Here is an 18,723-nt window from a genome sequence, read left to right on the forward strand (position 1 = left end):
TTGCTGATTTTTTTACAATTTCTGAATGACGAAGAAATATGATGCCTCGTCCATCCAAGTTTTGGAAGGACTGGACGCCGTTAAAAAAAGACCAGGAATGTATATTGGAGATGTAAGCTCTTCATTAGGGCTACACAATATGTTAAATGAAGTTCTGGATAATGCAGTTGATGAGTGTATTGCTGGATACGCAAAAAATATCTCAATCTCTTTGAATAGTGATGGTTCAGCGAGTGTAGAGGATGATGGTAGAGGAATACCCGTAGATGTATACGAAGGAGAGGGAGTTTCTGCAGCTGAGGTTATAATGACAAAATTGCATGCTGGTGGAAAGTTTGACAGCGATGCATACAAAATGTCCGGTGGTCTTCATGGAGTTGGAGTATCTGTGGTAAATGCATTATCAGAGTGGCTTTTATTAACTGTATGGAGAGATAATGAGTATGAGATTCTCTTTGAAGAAGGTAGAACGGTAAGCCCTCTAAAAGTAAATGCTACAAATGTTAAGAAATGCGGTACTAGAGTGACTTTTCTTCCTTCTAGAGGAGTTTTCGCAGTAGTAGAATTTGATTATAATTATATAGAGCAAAGAATAAGAGAGCTTGCTTTCCTTAATCCAAGTGCTTCTTTTATAATAAGAGACTATAGAAAAGATGAGCCATTTGAGAAGACTTTCTGCTTTGCAGGAGGCGTGAAGGAATTTGTCGCTTATTTGGATAGAGCGAAAAATAAGCTACACGATATAATCGACATTCAGGGGCAAAGTGATGATGTAATAGTAAATGTAAGCCTCGCATGGAATGATGGCTATGCAGAAAATGTGATGTGCTTCACAAATAATATAAGGCAAAGAGATGGAGGAACTCATCTTGCAGGCTTTAGAAGTGCTATTACAAGAGCTGTAACTGCATATGTTAATACAGTGAAGCATAAAAAATACGAAAAATTGGAAGTATCACCGGATGATATAAGAGAAGGACTGACAGCTGTATTATCCATAAAAGTTCATGAGCCGATATTTTCATCTCAGACAAAGGAAAAATTAGCAAGCGGTAACGTAAAAAGCGCCGTAGAGCAGGTTGTGTTTTCTAATATTGAAAGATGGTTTGAGCAGAATCCGAATTCTGCAAAAGCTATTGCGAATAAGATATTAGATTCTGCTATAGCAAGAGAAGCAGCGAGAAAAGCACGAGATTTAAGTAGGAAAAAGCCTGGATTTGAAATATCTGTTCTTGCGGGGAGGTTGGCTAGCTGTCAAGAAAAGGATCCTTCGTTATGCGAGTTATTTATAGTTGAGGGAGAATCTGCAGGTGGTTCAGCGAAGCAAGGGCGCGATAGAGCTACACAAGCTGTACTGCCATTGAGAGGAAAAGTTCTTAATGTAGAGAGAGCGAGAATAGATAAAGTATTATCTCATTCGGAAATTGGTACTCTTGTAAGTGCGCTTGGTACCGGAATAGGGAGAGATATTTTAGATGTATCAAAATTAAGATATCATAAGATAATACTGATGACAGATGCTGATGTAGATGGCGCGCACATTAGAACTCTACTCATTACGTTCTTTTTCAGATATATGTACTCTATTATAGAAGAAGGGCATCTATACATCGCAGAGCCTCCGTTGTATAAAGTACGAAAAGGGCAAAGTGAGAAGTACATCAAAGATGAACGTGAGTTAAAAGTATTTTTGATGTCCATAGTATCAGATGATGTATTTGCAATTCTAAAAGGAGAAGTATCACGAGGATATATTTTAGAGAGATTGGAAGCTATTAGCAGTTTTTCAGAGTATATTAATCACAGAGAAAATGTTTTATATAAGAGATTAGCTGAAATTTGCATATTTACAGATGATTTCCTTAATGAAGATCATGAAATGTCTAGTGCGGATTTTAATATCTCAGTAGCGCAAAAAATAGTGAAATTATGGCCTCACGGATGGGGACTCCTTAAAGATACTGGTAAAGTGCAAGTTCAAAAATCCGAAAATACAAGAGAATCTGATGCTGCTGATGAGTCTGGTGAAGAGCACGAAAAAGTGGAAAGTTTTTTCTCAGATAGTGTCAGTGAAGGCACTAAAACAGTAATAAATTGGAGTATTTCTGAAGAATCTAAAAAGATAAAGTTTTCATTAGAAGAGGAGAATAGTACTTCAGTGTGTGAGATTGATTTCGCAGCTCTAAAAAAAGATATAAAAAGTTCCACAATACGGAGTGTTTTAGAATTTTATTCAGCTATAAATTTTAAAATAAGCAATACTCTTACGATAAAAGGCAATACGATTAAATTTATTTTACCATCAGCTTTATTTTCTTACCTCTTAGATACCGCGAGAAAAGGTATGTATATCCAGCGATTTAAAGGATTAGGAGAAATGAATCCAGAACAGTTATGGGAAACAACTCTTGATCCGAAAAATAGAATTTTGAAGCGGATTACTGTAGATGATTTTGTGCAGGCTGATCAAACATTTTCAATGCTTATGGGAGATGTAGTTGGTCCTAGAAGAGAGTTCATAGAGCAGGATGCATTAAATGTTAAAGAGTTGGATGTGTAGAAAATTATGAAATGCGATGAAATATGACTTTTCTACTCTAAATAAGCGCGTATCCGATATTGCTATTCAAGAATCACTACGTAGTGATGCGTCCGTGAGTATCACATATCGGAATTATGAAGGTGGTCGAAATATACTCATAATGCTTATATATCTTAGTCCTAATGTCAGCATTACAGAGCATGAAAAAGAAAGTTTGAAATTAAAATGTACTAATGTGCTGCGTAATTATGACGAATGCAGTGCAGATATGAGGCTTTTATTGCATTCTGTAGAAATAAAGTGCGTTGTGATTCAGCAATTTGAGAAAAATGTAGAATCACCGCGTATATTGCCGAATATGCAGCATAAAAAAGAGAAGAAGCGCATTGAGAATGTGAAAAATATCATAGTAGTAATGTCTGGAAAGGGAGGTGTAGGAAAATCATCTGTTACCGTCGGCATTGCTTTAAGTTTGAGAGCGCAGGGCTTTAAAGTAGGAATAGCGGATTTGGATGTATATGGATCATCGATTCCTAAATTTTTAGAAGTACGGGGATATACAATTATGGAAAATGGCATTTTCATACCTCCTATAGCGGAAGGAATACCGATAATGTCAGCAGATTTTCTCGTACCGGAAGATAGCGGTAAGGTATTTTCTTGGAGAGGGCCGATGATTACGAAGATGATGGATACTATCTTATCATTATCGAGATGGAAAAAAGAAAATGTCTTTACTGATAGCGATCTAGATTATCTTATAATAGATACTCCGCCAGGAACGGGAGATATACATCTTTCGCTTTTAGAGAAATACGATTTACTTGCGCATAACGTACGTATAGTGCTTGTCTCAAATGAAAGTATGATAGGATTATCAAATACTATAAAGTCATATGAATTATCAAAAAAGTTTGGATTAACTCTTTTCGGTATTATCTGTAACATGAAGTTAGAGAAGAAAGATATTGTTCATCAATATATAAAAAATTTTGACGATATTAATTACTTAGGTAGTATATCGTTCTATGTAGATCTTGTAAGTGATGCATGTTTGTTTTACAAAAACGCAATGCTTATCTCGAACAATGAAGAAAATAGTATCCATTTTAGAGGCGAATACGAAGTAATAGTACGTAATCTCTTGGCTTTACGATGCTTTTCATAGATACTACGTCCGGTACTACGTCCGTTGCAGTGATGACGGAGAATAGAGAGATCTTTTCTTATTATGATGGAGAAAAGAATATGCAGGTGGAAAGAATTGCAAAGATTACAATTACTGCTCTGGAAAAAGCGTCACTCTCTCTAAGTAAAGTGAAGTACATTGGATGTAACGTTGGCCCTGGTAGTTTTAATAGCGTAAGAATAGGCGTGTCATACGCTAATGGTATTTTGTGTACGGAAAGTCGTATTCTTCCAATACAGTTGAATAGCTATCAACTGTGCTTGTATTTCATATATAAAAGAGTGGTAAAAGATATCAAGCAGCCTCCTTTTTTTATTGGCATTCAGACAGAGAAAAATAAGGTTATTATGCTGCTAGAGCCGATAATGCCGTCGCAGTTAATAGCAAATTTGCATTATTATCTAAATGCTTTCGGTGCAATTACTGAGATTTCTATGGATGATTTTATTGCAGAAGATGTAATTTCATCATCTAGCGTAGCAGTACTTTCGAATGATGAGCTAGATACCTGTTTATGGAGACCATACTATCTATTTGGAGATAAATGTGCTAATATAACACCATCTTCTGCTACGGGGGTAGCACTAATGGAGCTTATGGTGTCACAGTATGGCAAAGAGCGTAATGGCAGGTTCTTTACACCTTTTTATGGCTCTCTTCCATCTTCGATGAAAATAAAAGACTCTTAGAAATTTTTGGTGTCTTGATATGTATAATATAGAATATGTTAAAAATTCTCCTGTAGAATTTGATAATGCAATGCGAAAGAGGAAGATGCCACCTCTTGCTGCAGAGATAATACGTATGTTCGATGAGTGGAAAAGAAAGAAAAACACTTTGCAAGATCTTAATACACAAAAGAATGAAATAGCCTCTCAGATTGCCATTATTAAGAGAACTAGTGCAGATTATAAGAAAGAGGAAATGCTTACAAAAAGTGCTGAAAGTATTAGAGCTTTGATAGTAGAAGCTTCGGCAGCAGTAACGGAAGAAGAGAGTAAATTTAAGGCGTTTCTTTCAAAGATTCCTAACATATTAGATAGTAGAGTGCCGGAGGGAAACGGAGAGGATGATAATGTTGTGATTAGGGAAGTAGGAGAGAAAAGGCATTTTTCTTTTAAGCCTATTCAGCATTTTGAGATAGGTGAAAATCTACATAGTATGAATTTTGAAAAAGCTGCAGAGATTTCAGGCTCTAGATTTGTTCATCTTTATGGTGATTTAGCTGTTCTTGAGAGAGCATTGGCTAATTTTATGTTAGATCATCATAGAAAAAATAGCTTTTTAGAAATATCAGTACCAGTGCTTGTGAAAGAAGAGGCTATGTTTAATGCGGGCCAGCTGCCGAAATTTGATAATGAGTCTTTTAAATGTGATTCTTCGTATAGGCTGATACCTACAGCTGAAGTACCGTTGGTAAATTTACTATCGAATTGCAATGTAGATATAACATCTTTGCCGAAACGCTTTATGAGTCATACTCAATGCTTTCGTTCAGAAGCAGGCAGTGCAGGAAAAGATACTAGAGGTATGATTAGAGTGCATCAGTTTTCGAAGGTAGAATTAGTTACCGTAACTACTGAAGATACGAGTGAATTTGAACATCAATATATGCTTAATAGCATAGAGACGTTGATGCAATCTTTAGGCTTTCACTATAGAGTAGTTTTGTTATGTAGTGGCGATATAGGCTTCACTTCAGCGCTGACATACGATATAGAAGTATGGCTTCCAGGGCAGCAAAAGTATAGAGAGATATCAAGCTGTTCTAATTGCATGGATTTTCAAGCAAGAAGGATGCTTGGAAGATACTTCGTCAAAGACAATAATCAGAAGAAAGTTTACACATTCTTGCATACTTTAAATGGTTCTGGTGTAGCTGTAGGGAGGGCTTTGGTAGCTGTACTTGAGAATTATCAAAATGAAGATGGCACAGTAGATGTACCGGAAGTGCTTATACCTTATTGCAATGGACTGAAAAAGATTGTTCCAAATAAAATTTTCTAAAAAAATACTCCCGCATTAGAGATATATGGCATAAATTTTGCATATCGATGCGATGTTGCTGCAAAATGCGAGGATATTGTAGTTGTATCTTGCTATTATGCGCGTGATAAATATTGCACTAAATTCATTATGAATTTCTAACTTCTTAGGATGGATAATAGTTGTATAGACTATAGATTACCGACTACATTAGTAACTAAAACGACTAAATGCGTCGAGTATATTAATGCTACACATCAGATGTTAAGAAGTGATATCAATGATACAACGTTTGTACACTCCAGAATGCGATACATCATAACGCCATTTTTAATAAATCGCGAAAGTGTCGAGCAGTTGTTATCTTTCTTCCGAGTATGTAAAGGTAGTTTATATGCATTTCGATTTAAAGATATTTCTGACTATAAAGTAGAGAGAGAAGTAATGACATGCTCTGATGAGAAGAGAAAAGAATACTATGCTAAGAAACGGTATCACGTCAATCGCACTTATTTTGAATTCAGACATATTAAAAAGATTGTACATGGTACGGTAGATGTGTTTATGAATCACGAGAAAGTAGATCCGAAAATGTATGAAGTAAATCACGATAATGGAATGATCTACTTTTATGATTCAGTAATGGATAATGTATCGATTACTTGCTCGTTTGAATTTGATGTCTTAGTAAGATTTGCACAAGATTCTTTGCATATAGAGATGCATAATCCTACGAAATTTCATTGTGATAATATTGAATTAATTGAAGTAAAATGAAATATATTGCCAACTTAAATACGTTATGCTTCAAGATAGTTTTACGTAATGAAGCAGTACTAGGCTTTACAAATTGCGATCAAGATATTGAGATTGACGATATTGTATATCAGAAAAATAGCGTAAGAAATATAAGCAAAATTGTAAAAACTTCAGATTTAGCAGATGAAGAAGTGAGTTTAGATATAAAATTACCACACCATTTACTGGATGTACTAGATGTAATGGATGAGGTATATGATGGAAGTACATGTTCTTTATTTTCCATACAGTTAGAAAGCACTAGTATAAAGTATAAAGTTAATAAAATATTATACTGTGGTACAGTACAGAATATAACGCTAAGTGAAGAATGGAGTACTGTAGAGATAGCAAGTCTCAAAGAATTTCTCAGAAAAGCATCTACAGATGCGTATTCTACAACATGTAGAGCGAGTTTTTGTGATAGTTTATGCGGAAAGGATAAAGATCTTTATACGGTAAAAGATATTCGTGTTGAAGGTATTGAGCGTAATAATAGAATACGTTGCACTAGTATAAGGAGGCGATTCGATGCTCTTTGCGAAGAAAACGCCAAAATTGATAGTATTCAATACCGCATATTATTACATTACGGAAATATTACATTCCGTCGTATGATACTGTCAAAAGAGATGCGCTTCACAGTGCAAATAATAGCTTTTCGAGAACCAACAGAAGGGTTATGTACTATAGAATTAGCACAGAGGATACCATCTTTTATTACACAATCTGATACTTTTGATTTAATGGTCGGTTGTAATAAAATAATACATATGTGCCAAACGATATATCAGAATAGGCTAAATTTTAGAGGAGAACCTCAACTGCCAAATTACTAACTAGTGCAATGCACATCACCATGAGAATGGAGATGTGCATTTTCTTTTCAGAGATGAGATTTACTTGTTGTTTACTACACCTCTTCTATTTTGTGCTCTGCCTTCAGGTGTGCTGTTATCAGCAACAGGTACAGAATTACCATAGCTTACTATAGTCAGTCTTTCGGAAGAAATACCTCCTTTTGAAGTGAGATATTGTTTTATACTATTAGCACGTCTTTCACCGAGACCGATGTTGTACTTCTCTGTGCCAATTGAATCGGTATGACCTTCTATTACTACAGAAGCTTTAGGATACTTCTTCAAGAGGTCAGATACTTGATCAAGTTTTTGTTTATCTGCAGCGTCTAAGCTATATTTGTCGAAATCGAAATATACGATATTCGCATGAGATTTTAACAGTGCTTGAGCGAGTTCTCCATCAGAAGATGTGAGAGCCGCAGCATCTTCTAAAGTTGGAACTTCCGTTTTACATCCTGCACAAGCGGTGAGCGATAAAGCTGCAACGCCGAAAATAAATAGTTTCTTTAACATGATAAGATAAAAGTTATTAAAAAGTTAATTATTCATTAATTATGTCTTGGAGAGCTTTTCCAGGAGCAAATTTTACGCGATGCATTGAAGGAATCTCCATTGCTTCGCCAGTTCTAGGATTGTTCACCATACGACTTTTGGAAAATTTTACGAAGAATGAACCAAATCCAAGCATTTTTACTTCTTCTTTCCGTTTTAAAGCATCCTTCCATATATCCAATAACGAATCCAAGAATGCGCTAGCTTGTACTTTCGTTATGTTGTTAGCAGAGGCTAATTCTGCAATAAGATCAGTCTTATTCACTATACGTATCTTACAAAAATTTTACATAGACAAGAGGTGAAGCAAAGCTTATTCTCGTCATACAACTATATGTTAAAATATATTTAAAGACAAAACAATAGGTAAATAGGGATATTCAGTAGAAAGAGTAAAAGATTTTGACGAATATCAGCATTACAGCTTAAATATATAGTTATAATAAAATGTTTAATGATAACTTATCTTAAATTTCTTCAATAAAGTAAATGCTAACACAATCAGTATTGTCCATATGCTATCTATAGCTTCATATGTAAAGAATCAATCGTTGAGATTCAAGATTTTATTGATGGTAATAGGTGGTGTTTTGACGACGATAGTACTTTCTAGTGTTTTAGGTAGTGCATATTACTATCTCGGAGTAGAGAAATATTTTGAAACTCAAATCAAGAATAGCATACGTAGAACAACGGAAGTATCGCAACTCTATTTGAATGAGCATGTCAAAACAATAAAAGTTGATGCTTTAATGGCTTCTGTAGAGATTGAGAAGTATTTTACGAAGCTGACGATAGATCGAGAATATGGCACTAAAGTGTTGGATTTTATAGCGAATATGCAGAATCTATCGGATATTATGATATTTAATGCGGAGCAGACGATATTACAAACTTCTTGGAGTATTTTTACTATCTTTTTAGATCCAGCATTGTTGCGAGAAGCTTTACCAACGGTGGATAAAGGAGAGATATTTGTATATAAGAGCAAAGTCGAGAATAAAGTTCATGCAATTGTCAAATTACATACTCAATATGATTTTTTACCACTGTACGTCATTATAAGCAGATATATAGATCCAGAGATTGTGAAGCATTTAGACGATACGAAGCTATCTACAGCAGTGTATGAGGAATCTATCGCGCATATGAGAAGTATAAGGATGAGAGTTCTATTTACATTCATCATAGGATCATTGCTGATATTATTTATCACTTTTTTTGTGGCAAGTAAGTTATCCTATCTCATCATAGATCCGCTATCTTCGTTAATAAAAGCGACTAGATCAATAAAGAAAGGAGATTATAATTTTATTCTGCCAAAAGTGAAATATGGTGGAGAATTATATGCTTTATCAAAAGCTTTTAGCAGTATGTCGGAGAAAATAGCGGCACAGCATAAAATACTTATTGATGTGAATAATGCTTTAGAAGCTAGGAAAAAATTTACGGAAACTATAATTGCAGAGATGTTATCTGGTATTATAGTACTCAATGATGAGAACGAGGTGCTAGTATGTAACAATGCTGCGCGTACTATTTTATGTATAGTAGATCTTGCTAAGTCGTGTAGTGATATATTTCCTGAAATATCTGAATTACTTTTAGCTGTACGTACTAGAGAAAAATCAGATAAAGAGCGTATGGACTCTCATTATATCAATATTATAAGAAATGGCGATACTAAAAATTTATTGGTGAAGCTATGCTATATCCGTGAAAATGAAAAATTGGAGAACATTATCATAGCTTTAGAAGATATTACGGAAGTGAATTTAGTGAATAAATTGAAGGCTTGGAGTGAAGTTGCTAAAAGAGTTGCACATGAAATAAAAAATCCTCTTACTCCTATACAACTTGCAATAGAGCATATTGAAGCAACTTTGATTGATAAACTACCTGAAGAAGAGCAGCGTACCCTTAAAAAATATGTCAATATTATATCGTCTAAGATTGAAGATATTAAGAAAATGCTTATGCAATTTCTCAGCGCAAGAGTATCGAAAGCCAAATTAATACCATGTAATATTTACGATATATGTAATGAAGTAATGATCTTAGAGCAGAAAGCGAATGCGGATGTGATATACGAATTACGAACTACTGATACGCAAATAAATGTGGATTGTGATAGAAATCAGATCCATCAAGTGATGATGAATCTCTTGCAAAATGCTGCAAATGCTATGTCTAGTGCGGAGAGTGGTAGAGTGCAAAAGCGTATTCATATTTCGATTACTCATGAGTACGAATATGCTGTAATATCGGTAGAAGATAATGGAAATGGTATTTTATTTGATGAGATTGGTAATCCAGCGGCAAAGAGTAAAAAAGGATTTGGACTTGGATTATCAATAGTTAGATCGATAATAGTAGAACATAATGGAGTATTTAATATTGCAAATAATAGTAATGGTTATGGTACTATAGCAATTTTTAAGCTACTCTGTAGTAAAGCTGATGCACTTGGTGCGTATGATAATCAGTAAATATGAAGCGAGAAATAGTAATATCCATAATACTGCATTGCATATGTATCATGGCGGTGAGTTTCTTTTCTTTACTAAGTATTAATGAAGAAAAGCGAATACAAAGTACTACGATGAAAATGAGCATTGCGCAGGTAATGGCAAAGCAGGAAGAGCCAAATAGTACTCCAATAGAGTTTGATAAAGTATATCAAAGCGTCGAAGAGCGCACCTTCAGTCAAAGTGTTGAAGAGCATACCTTTAGTAAGGTACAGGAACACATAGAAAATACGAAACCTCAAGAACCAGAAGTTATCGATGAAGTGAAGCAATTACCTGAGGAAAAAATAGTCAAGAAACGTGATGTAGATGCGGTAAAAAAGAGTGAGAAATCACAGAAAAAAGCAGAAAGTAAAAAGCCGTTAAAGAAAGAGCAGAAAAATGATCAAAACGTATCTAAGAAAAAGAAAACGGAAGACACAAAGAAAAGTATGAAGAAGGAAAGCATAAAGAAAGGCCAAAAGAAGGAAGATGCTAAGAAAAATATAAAGAAGGAGGATATTAAGAAAAGTGCGGCTAAAGGAAAGAGCGATGACAAGAAAGATGGTAGTAAAAAGGATACAAAAAATATCAAGAAAAATAACAGTAACGGAATAAATAATACGAGTGAGGAGCGTGGTTTTGCCAAAGAAGGAGTATCAGATGAAGAGAAAAAAGCCATTATAGATCAGATTAGTGAGTATTATTACTTAGATTATCATCACGCTACCGATGTAATGTATGTTAAAATCCGCTTCAAAGTCTCTAAAAGTGGCAATATATACGATATTAAAGTAATGGAACGTAAAGGAGTTGAGAATAACGCATATAAGAAATTTGTCACTAATGCTATTTTAACGCTTGAGAATGCATCTCCATTGCTGAAATTGCCTGCAGTTACTAAGTATGATGAGTGGAAGGAAATAGTAATTGAATTCGACTCTTCAGGTAAGATTGGCTAGCTTACACTATCTGACGTAACAAGTTATCATGCTTACCAATATACGGTAATTTTCTTAGCATGCGCATTATACATTAGTTAGCGTACGACGAAGATATTTCATCTTCATTTCTGCGCTTCTATTTCTACTTTATGCGACTGACCAAAACTCTATATAGCAGCTAGATGTAGCCAAAATGAAGCTAAAGAAGCTGTGCTTAACGTACATAATATAGCAGCTACCAGTGCTTTTAATATAAATCCTGTTACTTCATCCTTTCTGTTTGGAAGGTAGTTAGCGTATATAACGACCATCAAACTTGTACTGCCAATATTAGCGAAATTGGAACATGCATAAATGAGTGTGACTATTGTATTATGCGATATTACGTCTCGGTATAGAAGAATGTCATTAAGCGCTAAAAGTTCATTAAGCGCAATTTTTGTACCGATAATGCCAGCAGCTGTAGAGCACTCTGATGCAGGAATGCCAAGAAGAAATGCAATAGGCATGAAGACGAAGCCTAGTATTTTCTGAATAGTAAGACTATACCCTAAAGAGGTTGAAAGTGTATTTATGAGTTCATTTAATAAAGATATTAGCGCTACCATACCTATAATTATTGCAATGATTGCAACACAAGTTTTAGCGCCATCTATTATACCGTCCTGTACTACATTCATGATGTTAGTGCTGTCAGTACTTCTTATATGTTGAGGTTTAAAAGTCAGATCTGCGTGATATGGTATCATCATTCTTCCAATTGTGATTACTGCAGGAGATGATATCACTATAGAAGATAGTATATGCGTGATTGCGCTTTCTACTACAGCTGAAAGCATGCTATCGTATACCGCTATGATAGCTACCGATGAAAAAGCTAAGCCTGCAACGCACATTGTAAAAAGTTCACCTCTAGACAATGAAGCAAGGTACGGCCTGTTCATCATTGCGGAGAAATTTTTATCTGTAAGCAAAGTAGCCGCTACACCCATTGATAATACCGTCGGTATCCTCATAACGCTTTTGTAAAAGATAGATAAAAGCATCATGATCTTTTGCAATATACCTAAGTGAAGAAGAATGGAACAGAGAGTTGAGACGACGATCAAAGAAGGCAAGCCGTGTAAAGCAAGGACGAATCCAAAGTTATTCTTTTGCGGCTCAAGCGCTAATTCTCCAAATACTGTAGCCACACCGACATTAGTAGCTCTTGTAATTACTTCAAAGCTATCACTGAGAAATTTAAAGAACGATATTATAGATGGAACTTTCATCACTAAGAATGACAATCCTATTTGCACTGCCATGCCGAGTACAATGATATTCAATTTGACTGATTTTTTATCGGTACTAGAAAGAAATGCGCCGAGATATATCAGAATAAAGAGTATTAGCGGTAATAAAAGTTGATGCATGACTACGAAATGGAAGAATGTAATGCTGTTGTTTGTACATAGTTACTCTTAGAGAGAGTTAATATGCTTTTTATTTTTTCTTCTATGATATTTACTGCTACCTCATTTTTTCCTCCATGAGGGACTATGATATCCGCATACGTTTTAGATGGTTGTACATACTTCAAGAACATAGGTCTTGTACTTTCTTGGTATTGTTTTATTGTCCCCTCTGCAGTTCGTCCACGTTCCTGAATATCTCTTACTATTCTTCTTGAGAGACATATATCAAGAGGAGTATCTATGTATATGCTAATGTCCAGCATATTTCTTAACTCTTCGTCATACAATAGCAGAATGCCTTCTACTATCAGTACGGAACATGCGCAAATCAACTTAGTAGTCGTGGCACGAGTACTTCGTACGTAATCGTATGTAGGTGCTTCGATGGAAAATCCATCTCTAAGCTGCATTATGTGCTCGACGAGTAAATTATGTTCGAATGCGGCTGGATGATCATAATTTGTTCTCTTTCTTTCTTCCAACGAGAGATGATCTTGAGAACGGTAGTACATATCCTCCGATATTATACTTACGTCAGAGGAATGAAAATTTTTAATGATAGTAGAGGCGAAAAGGCTTTTTCCACTGCCTGATGCACCAGAAATTCCTATTACAACACATTTCTTCATAAGAGAGTAGAAGATTTTGGAGATCCTAACGAGTAGAAGGTTATATGTCAATAGTATTACTTCTATAAAGTATAGTTCATGGCATTTTACTCAAATATCTTTCCGCATCCAGTGCCGCTATACAGCCGCTTCCTGCAGAAGTGATAGCTTGTCTATAAATTTTATCCTGTACGTCGCCCGCTGCGAAAACACCGCTTATACTGGTAATAGAAGTACCTGCTTGTGTCTTAATGTATCCATCGCTATCAAGATCTATTTTTCCGTGAAAAAGATCTGTATTAGGCTTATGTCCAATTGCAATGAATACACCGTGAATTGGAAGAGTAGAGATAGCACCAGTAATGACATTTTTGATATTAAGCGCTGTTACAGATTTAGGATTATCATCTCCTATTACTTCATTTACAACATGATTCCAAATGATGTTTATTTTTGGATGAGTGAGTACTCGCTGCTGCATTGTCATATCGCCTCTAAACGTATCTCTTCTATGTATAATAGTCACTTTCGAAGCATGATTACATAAGTAGAGTGCTTCCTCAAGCGCCGTATTACCGCCTCCTACAACAGCTACTTCTCTACCTCTATAAAAGAAGCCGTCGCATGTCGCGCAACCTGAAACTCCATATCCTTTAAATTTATCTTCACTTGGTAGATGTAGCCATTTAGCAACTGCACCAGTAGCTATGATCAAGGTATCAGCGTGTATCTGTAATTTCTTTTCTGTGACAATTTCAAATGGAGATGTATGCAAATTTACTGACGTTGCCGTATCCTCTACTATTTTCACACCTACATTTTGTGCATGCTTTTCCATTTGTTCCATTAGCCATGTACCTTGTACAGGATTTGGAAAACCGGTGTAGTTCTCTACATCAGTAGTGGTAGTGAGTTGTCCTCCTTTGGCTGAACCAGTGAGTAGTATCGGATCTAAACATGCTCTTGCAGCATATATGCCTGCTGTATATCCTGCAGGGCCAGAACCTAGTATTAGTACTTTGCTTTTCATCATATTTATGAGTGCTTAAGAGTAGATTATACTTTAATATTAGCTGACTCTTGGAGAAAAAAATATGCAAATTACTTTTTACGAGAATTACACTTGCATGGTATACGTGAAAGCTTACAATTCACTATATTAATTCTACATCTTTCTATATCCGATAGCATGACAACGTCTGATAGCACAACAACGAATGACGCGATACTTTCTCTTAGTAAGATAATAGAAGAGAATTATAAAGCGAGAGAAGAAGAGGTGAAGGAACGCTTGTTGAAGTTGATCAAATGTGGCGTCTGTGATGATAAAGGTATTGTGATAATGGCGGTAGATCAGGGATTTGAGCATGGACCTGTAAAGTCTTTTGATGTAAATCCTGCTGCATATGATCCGTTGTACCATCTAGACTTAGCCGTGGAGTGTGGACTGAATGGCATTGCGGCACCGTTAGGATTTATGGAGACAATTTATGGAAGTGATAATTATGAAAAGATTTGTAAAATCTTGAAGTTGAATTCGAATTGTTCTGCTATTCACGAGGGTGAGCATAGTCAAGCGTTATTAAGTACTCCGGAAGATGCTGTGAGATTAGGATGTGATGGTATTGGAATGACGATATATCCTGGTACAGGTAAAAGCAACGTTCGAATGATGGAGCGCGCATCGCGGATGATCGCAGAAGCGAGGGAACGCGGATTGTTCTCAGTTATATGGTCTTATCCGCGTGGAGATGGTGTGAAGGGAGAAGAGCAGAGTGTTGATAATATATCGTATGCGGTGCATATCGCGTGTATGCTTGGCGCTGATATAGTGAAGGTGAAAATGCCTAAAATTCATGATATGGATAGTATAGCACGCGAAATTTCTAAGTATTTTACCGATGGTGAGCGATGGTATGATAATGAATACAGCAAGAAGATGCATGGCTTGGATGACTATAGTTGTATCGCTTTGGCGATTAATTATCTCGAGCAGCTTCGCAAGCATTCTGTTGCGTTGAACAGTACACAAGAGCAAAATAGAATAAAAGTGCTGCAGGATGGGCTATCTAATTATTTTGAGCAGTTGAAAAATAAGAAGATTATAAGCATAGAAAAAGTGATGCAAGCCGCTTTTGATAGTAGAAGGATTGTGATATTTTCAGGTGGTGAAACGAAAGCGATAGGAGAAGTTGAAAGAGATATTATGTATGCGATAGATGGAGGTGGTAATGGCTCTATAATAGGAAGAAATGTATTTCAAAGACCGAGAGAAGAAGCTATAACGCTACTTAATGATATTACAGGACTGTATCGTATGAGAGATGAGTCACTACTTACTTCCTTGCTGCGCCTGGAGAATGCAAAACTGAAAAATACTGCAGCTTAGCAATTTGAGATAGAAAGTGATGTAAGTATTATTGCATTTTGTTCTACGATAGCAGCGCGCGATACTGAGGCGTTACACCTGTCGCAGTGATGTATAGTTCGTTATATATAATGCGATAATAGTCTGATGAAACTGCTTCAAGATAAATGTGAGTAAAGCGGATGAATTTTATAATGATGTAGCTGTTATTTAAGTAGCACGATCAAAGGGCGTTGTGAATAGCGCTATTATTAAGCATTCTACCGATAGAGGATATCGTTATTTTTATGAAGACTAAAAAGCACTCTACAAGCAGGATGTGATGATGAAATCATTAAGCGACATGATAAAAAAGCTTGCACAGTAACAACGCGCCGAAAAAGCTTGCACAGTAATAATGTGCCGAAAAAGTTTGTGAGGTAGCTACGTGATGATGAAGTTGTTAGACGTGAAGTGGTGTAGAACAACGCGGCGAAAAGCAGATGAATTTTATAACATAGTCAATGCAAACAGCAACATGCCGAAAAAGTTTGTACAGTAACAACGCGCCGAAAAGGCTTGCGAAGCAGCGATGTGATGATGAAGTTTATGAAGTAGCTACGTGATGATGAAGTTGTTAGACGTGAAGCTGCGCAAAGCAACGCACTGAAAAATAATTGTGATTTTTAACAGTTCTATATTATTACCGTTTTTCTCATACTCTGATAATTATTAGTAAATAAATATCATATATGTCCAAAGCTTCTATTTAGAGAATTTAGCATTTTTCAAGATGAAAAATTACTCTCCATCTTTGAATATTCTTTGTTTTTTACATAATGCTTCGCTAAAAAAAACGCATAATATCGATTTCTTTCGCTTTGGTAAATTCTATGGTACGGAATGTAGTGCTTCTTCTAGTAACGAGTCATACTTCTTAATCCATTGGCATTTTGAAAGTCTCCTTAAGAAAGGCTTTTACCATCTTCTCGCGTGAACATTTTGAGAATTTTTCTAAGAAAAGCTCTCATCCATCTTCCTGCTAAGTAAGCAATTATTGGTTAGAAGAAGATATATTTAGAGTAAATCAAAAACATTCGTTTTCATTATCAAAAAAAAAGATTTTTTTACCGAGAAAATGCGACGAAGTAGCGAATATCTAAATGCTTAATTTACGAGAGAATTTATAAGATTACACCACTCGTTGAGGAAAAAATGTGGTGGAGAAGCTCTCTCCACCACTCTACAGGATAGTATACTAATACATATCATCTCCATAATGAGGAGCTGCACCTGCATTATTTTGTGCTTTTTTATCTTCTACTTTAGTAATAATGGCATTAGAAGCGAGCAACGTAGAAACTACAGAAACTACGTTTTTCAATACTTCTTCTGCAACACTTGCAGGATCTAATATACCATCTTTCCAAGCATCTACATATTGCTTTGTTAAAACGTTATACACCATATTCTTATCGCTAGATTCTAAGAGTTTATGAATGATAATAGCGGATTCTTCACCGCCATTTTCGATAATAATTCTAGCTGGTCTAGACAATGCGCGACTTAAAGCCTGTTTTCCTGCATTTTCTGCCTCTGTCAAGCCAGTCATCTTATCTAATTCCTTGCTTATCATCAGAAGAAGCTTACCTCCACCTGGTACAACTCCACCTTTAATTGCAGCTTTTACCGCATTTATAGCATCTTCAAATCTATCTTTACGTTCTCCAGCCTCTGCCTCACTTACTCCTCCGACTCTAATAATTGCTACACCGCCCTTAAGTTTAGCCAATCTTTCTCTAAGTTTTTCTTTATCATAGTCAGATTTTGAAAGAGAGATCTCTTCTTGAATGACATTAGCTCTTGCTTCGATTTTAGATTGAAACTTTCCTTTATTCGCTACAATTGTAGTATCATTTGCTGTTACGAGTATCTTTTCTGCAGAACCAAGATGATCTACGGTAGCTTCTTCTAGTTTCATACCTAATTCTTCTGTGATGACTGTAGCGCCAGTGATTACAGCTATATCTTCCATTACTGCCTTTCTTCTATCGCCAAAACCTGGCGCTTTGACAGGTACTACTTTAAGACTACCTCTCATTTTATTTACCAGCAACATCGTGATAACGTCATTATCAAAATCTTCTGCAATTAACATGAGTGGCTTCCCAGATTTAGCAACAACATTCAAAATATTCACGAGATCGGTAGCGTTACTAACTTTTTTATCAACGAGTAAGACAGATACATCAGAGTATTCTACTTCTCTTCCACTTGTGATGAAATAAGGAGAAACGTATCCTCTGTCAAATTGCATACCGTGTTTTACTTCGAGAGTGCTTTCCATACTTTTTGATTGTTCTACAATCACGACACCGTCTTCTCCGACCTCTTGGTACGCATCTCTCACTAATTTACCAGCATCTTGATCGTTATTTGCTGAGATTGTCGCTACATGTACTACTTCATCAGAATTAAATTTGATGTCTTTTTTCATTTTATGTACCACTTTTATAGCTTCTTCTTTAGCCTTTTGCATACCAGAGATGATTTCATTGAATGGTATACCGAAAGCTCTCATTCTGAAGCATTCTTTTAGCAATGCTCCTGCAACTGCTATAGTAGTTGTAGTACCATCTCCTACCTTGTCATTTGTTTGAGAAGCAGCTTCCTGTACTACTTTTACTGCCATGCTTTCTACCTTATCCTCTGGATCTACTTCTTTTGCTACTGTCACTCCATCCTTTGTAACTTTAGGAGCGCCGTATGAACGTTCAATTATTACCACATTACCCTTAGGGCCAAATGTAGTTTCGACTGCACTAACGAGTTTTTCCACTCCGTTTAGCACTTTAGTACCTATATCGAAAGATGTTTTAGTTGCCATCGTATGATAAAATTAGTGAATTAATAAAAAATATAACTGTAAAAGT

Annotated in this window: 15 protein-coding genes; 9 read left to right on the plus strand and 6 right to left on the minus strand. The window is 35.8% G+C overall.

All coding sequences use genetic code 11. From position 1 onward, the window contains the following. The first annotated feature begins 25 nt into the window (after window positions 1-25). The 6 genes from gyrB (at window position 26) to Fsol_RS01410 (ending at window position 7,354) form a co-directional block, all read left to right on the plus strand. Window positions 26-2,560, plus strand: coding sequence for a DNA topoisomerase (ATP-hydrolyzing) subunit B (gene gyrB / locus Fsol_RS01385; RefSeq protein ID WP_108673117.1), 2,535 nt, complete (start codon window positions 26-28; stop codon window positions 2,558-2,560). A gap of 16 nt (window positions 2,561-2,576) precedes the next feature. Next, entirely contained in the window at window positions 2,577-3,710 is a 1,134-nt protein-coding gene (locus tag Fsol_RS01390) for a P-loop NTPase (RefSeq protein WP_108673118.1), read from the plus strand. Beyond that, on the plus strand, window positions 3,698-4,420 hold the full coding sequence (locus Fsol_RS01395; protein ID WP_108673119.1) for a hypothetical protein: 723 nt from the start codon (window positions 3,698-3,700) through the stop codon (window positions 4,418-4,420). The genes Fsol_RS01390 and Fsol_RS01395 overlap by 13 nt, the downstream gene beginning before the upstream one ends. Before the next feature lie 19 nt (window positions 4,421-4,439). Then, window positions 4,440-5,738: a serine--tRNA ligase gene (gene serS, locus Fsol_RS01400; protein WP_108673120.1), complete on the plus strand. Its 1,299-nt coding sequence runs from the start codon at window positions 4,440-4,442 to the stop codon at window positions 5,736-5,738. 150 nt (window positions 5,739-5,888) lie between these two features. Continuing rightward, entirely contained in the window at window positions 5,889-6,494 is a 606-nt protein-coding gene (locus Fsol_RS01405; protein ID WP_108673121.1) for a DUF2460 domain-containing protein, read from the plus strand. Continuing rightward, window positions 6,491-7,354, plus strand: coding sequence for a baseplate hub domain-containing protein (locus Fsol_RS01410; RefSeq protein ID WP_108673122.1), 864 nt, complete (start codon window positions 6,491-6,493; stop codon window positions 7,352-7,354). The genes Fsol_RS01405 and Fsol_RS01410 overlap by 4 nt, the downstream gene beginning before the upstream one ends. Window positions 7,355-7,414: 60 nt before the next feature. Here the strand turns inward: Fsol_RS01410 and Fsol_RS01415 are convergent, their stop codons facing one another. Beyond that, a complete protein-coding gene (locus tag Fsol_RS01415; protein ID WP_108673123.1) occupies window positions 7,415-7,888 on the minus strand; it encodes an OmpA family protein in 474 nt (157 codons plus the stop codon). A gap of 28 nt (window positions 7,889-7,916) precedes the next feature. Next, window positions 7,917-8,192, minus strand: coding sequence for an HU family DNA-binding protein (locus Fsol_RS01420; RefSeq protein ID WP_158521603.1), 276 nt, complete (start codon window positions 8,190-8,192; stop codon window positions 7,917-7,919). A gap of 250 nt (window positions 8,193-8,442) precedes the next feature. Between Fsol_RS01420 and Fsol_RS01425 the strand changes: the two genes are divergently transcribed. Continuing rightward, window positions 8,443-10,416: a sensor histidine kinase gene (locus Fsol_RS01425; protein WP_108673125.1), complete on the plus strand. Its 1,974-nt coding sequence runs from the start codon at window positions 8,443-8,445 to the stop codon at window positions 10,414-10,416. 50 nt (window positions 10,417-10,466) lie between these two features. Beyond that, window positions 10,467-11,396, plus strand: a complete 930-nt coding sequence (locus tag Fsol_RS01430) for a hypothetical protein (protein ID WP_145958105.1) — start codon at window positions 10,467-10,469, stop codon at window positions 11,394-11,396. A gap of 149 nt (window positions 11,397-11,545) precedes the next feature. Here the strand turns inward: Fsol_RS01430 and Fsol_RS01435 are convergent, their stop codons facing one another. The 3 genes from Fsol_RS01435 to trxB all read right to left on the minus strand — a co-directional run bounded on the left by Fsol_RS01435 (window position 11,546) and on the right by trxB (window position 14,473). Next, window positions 11,546-12,793, minus strand: coding sequence for a nucleoside transporter C-terminal domain-containing protein (locus Fsol_RS01435; protein WP_108673127.1), 1,248 nt, complete (start codon window positions 12,791-12,793; stop codon window positions 11,546-11,548). Window positions 12,794-12,795: 2 nt separating this feature from the next. Then, complete coding sequence (udk, locus tag Fsol_RS01440) at window positions 12,796-13,464, minus strand: uridine kinase (protein ID WP_108673128.1); 669 nt, start codon at window positions 13,462-13,464, stop codon at window positions 12,796-12,798. Between the two features lie 76 nt (window positions 13,465-13,540). Then, window positions 13,541-14,473 carry a thioredoxin-disulfide reductase gene (gene trxB / locus Fsol_RS01445; RefSeq protein WP_108673552.1) on the minus strand — a complete coding sequence of 311 codons (933 nt, stop codon included), beginning with the start codon at window positions 14,471-14,473 and terminating at the stop codon, window positions 13,541-13,543. A gap of 159 nt (window positions 14,474-14,632) precedes the next feature. Between trxB and Fsol_RS01450 the strand changes: the two genes are divergently transcribed. After that, on the plus strand, window positions 14,633-15,832 hold the full coding sequence (locus tag Fsol_RS01450) for a beta/alpha barrel domain-containing protein (RefSeq protein WP_108673129.1): 1,200 nt from the start codon (window positions 14,633-14,635) through the stop codon (window positions 15,830-15,832). Between the two features lie 1,216 nt (window positions 15,833-17,048). Here the strand turns inward: Fsol_RS01450 and Fsol_RS01460 are convergent. Beyond that, complete coding sequence (locus tag Fsol_RS01460) at window positions 17,049-18,677, minus strand: Hsp60 family chaperonin (RefSeq protein WP_108673131.1); 1,629 nt, start codon at window positions 18,675-18,677, stop codon at window positions 17,049-17,051. Between the last annotated feature and the right edge of the window lie 46 nt (window positions 18,678-18,723).

Origin of the sequence: Candidatus Fokinia solitaria, assembly GCF_003072485.1 — a bacterium.
Lineage (GTDB): Bacteria > Pseudomonadota > Alphaproteobacteria > Rickettsiales > Midichloriaceae > Fokinia > Fokinia solitaria.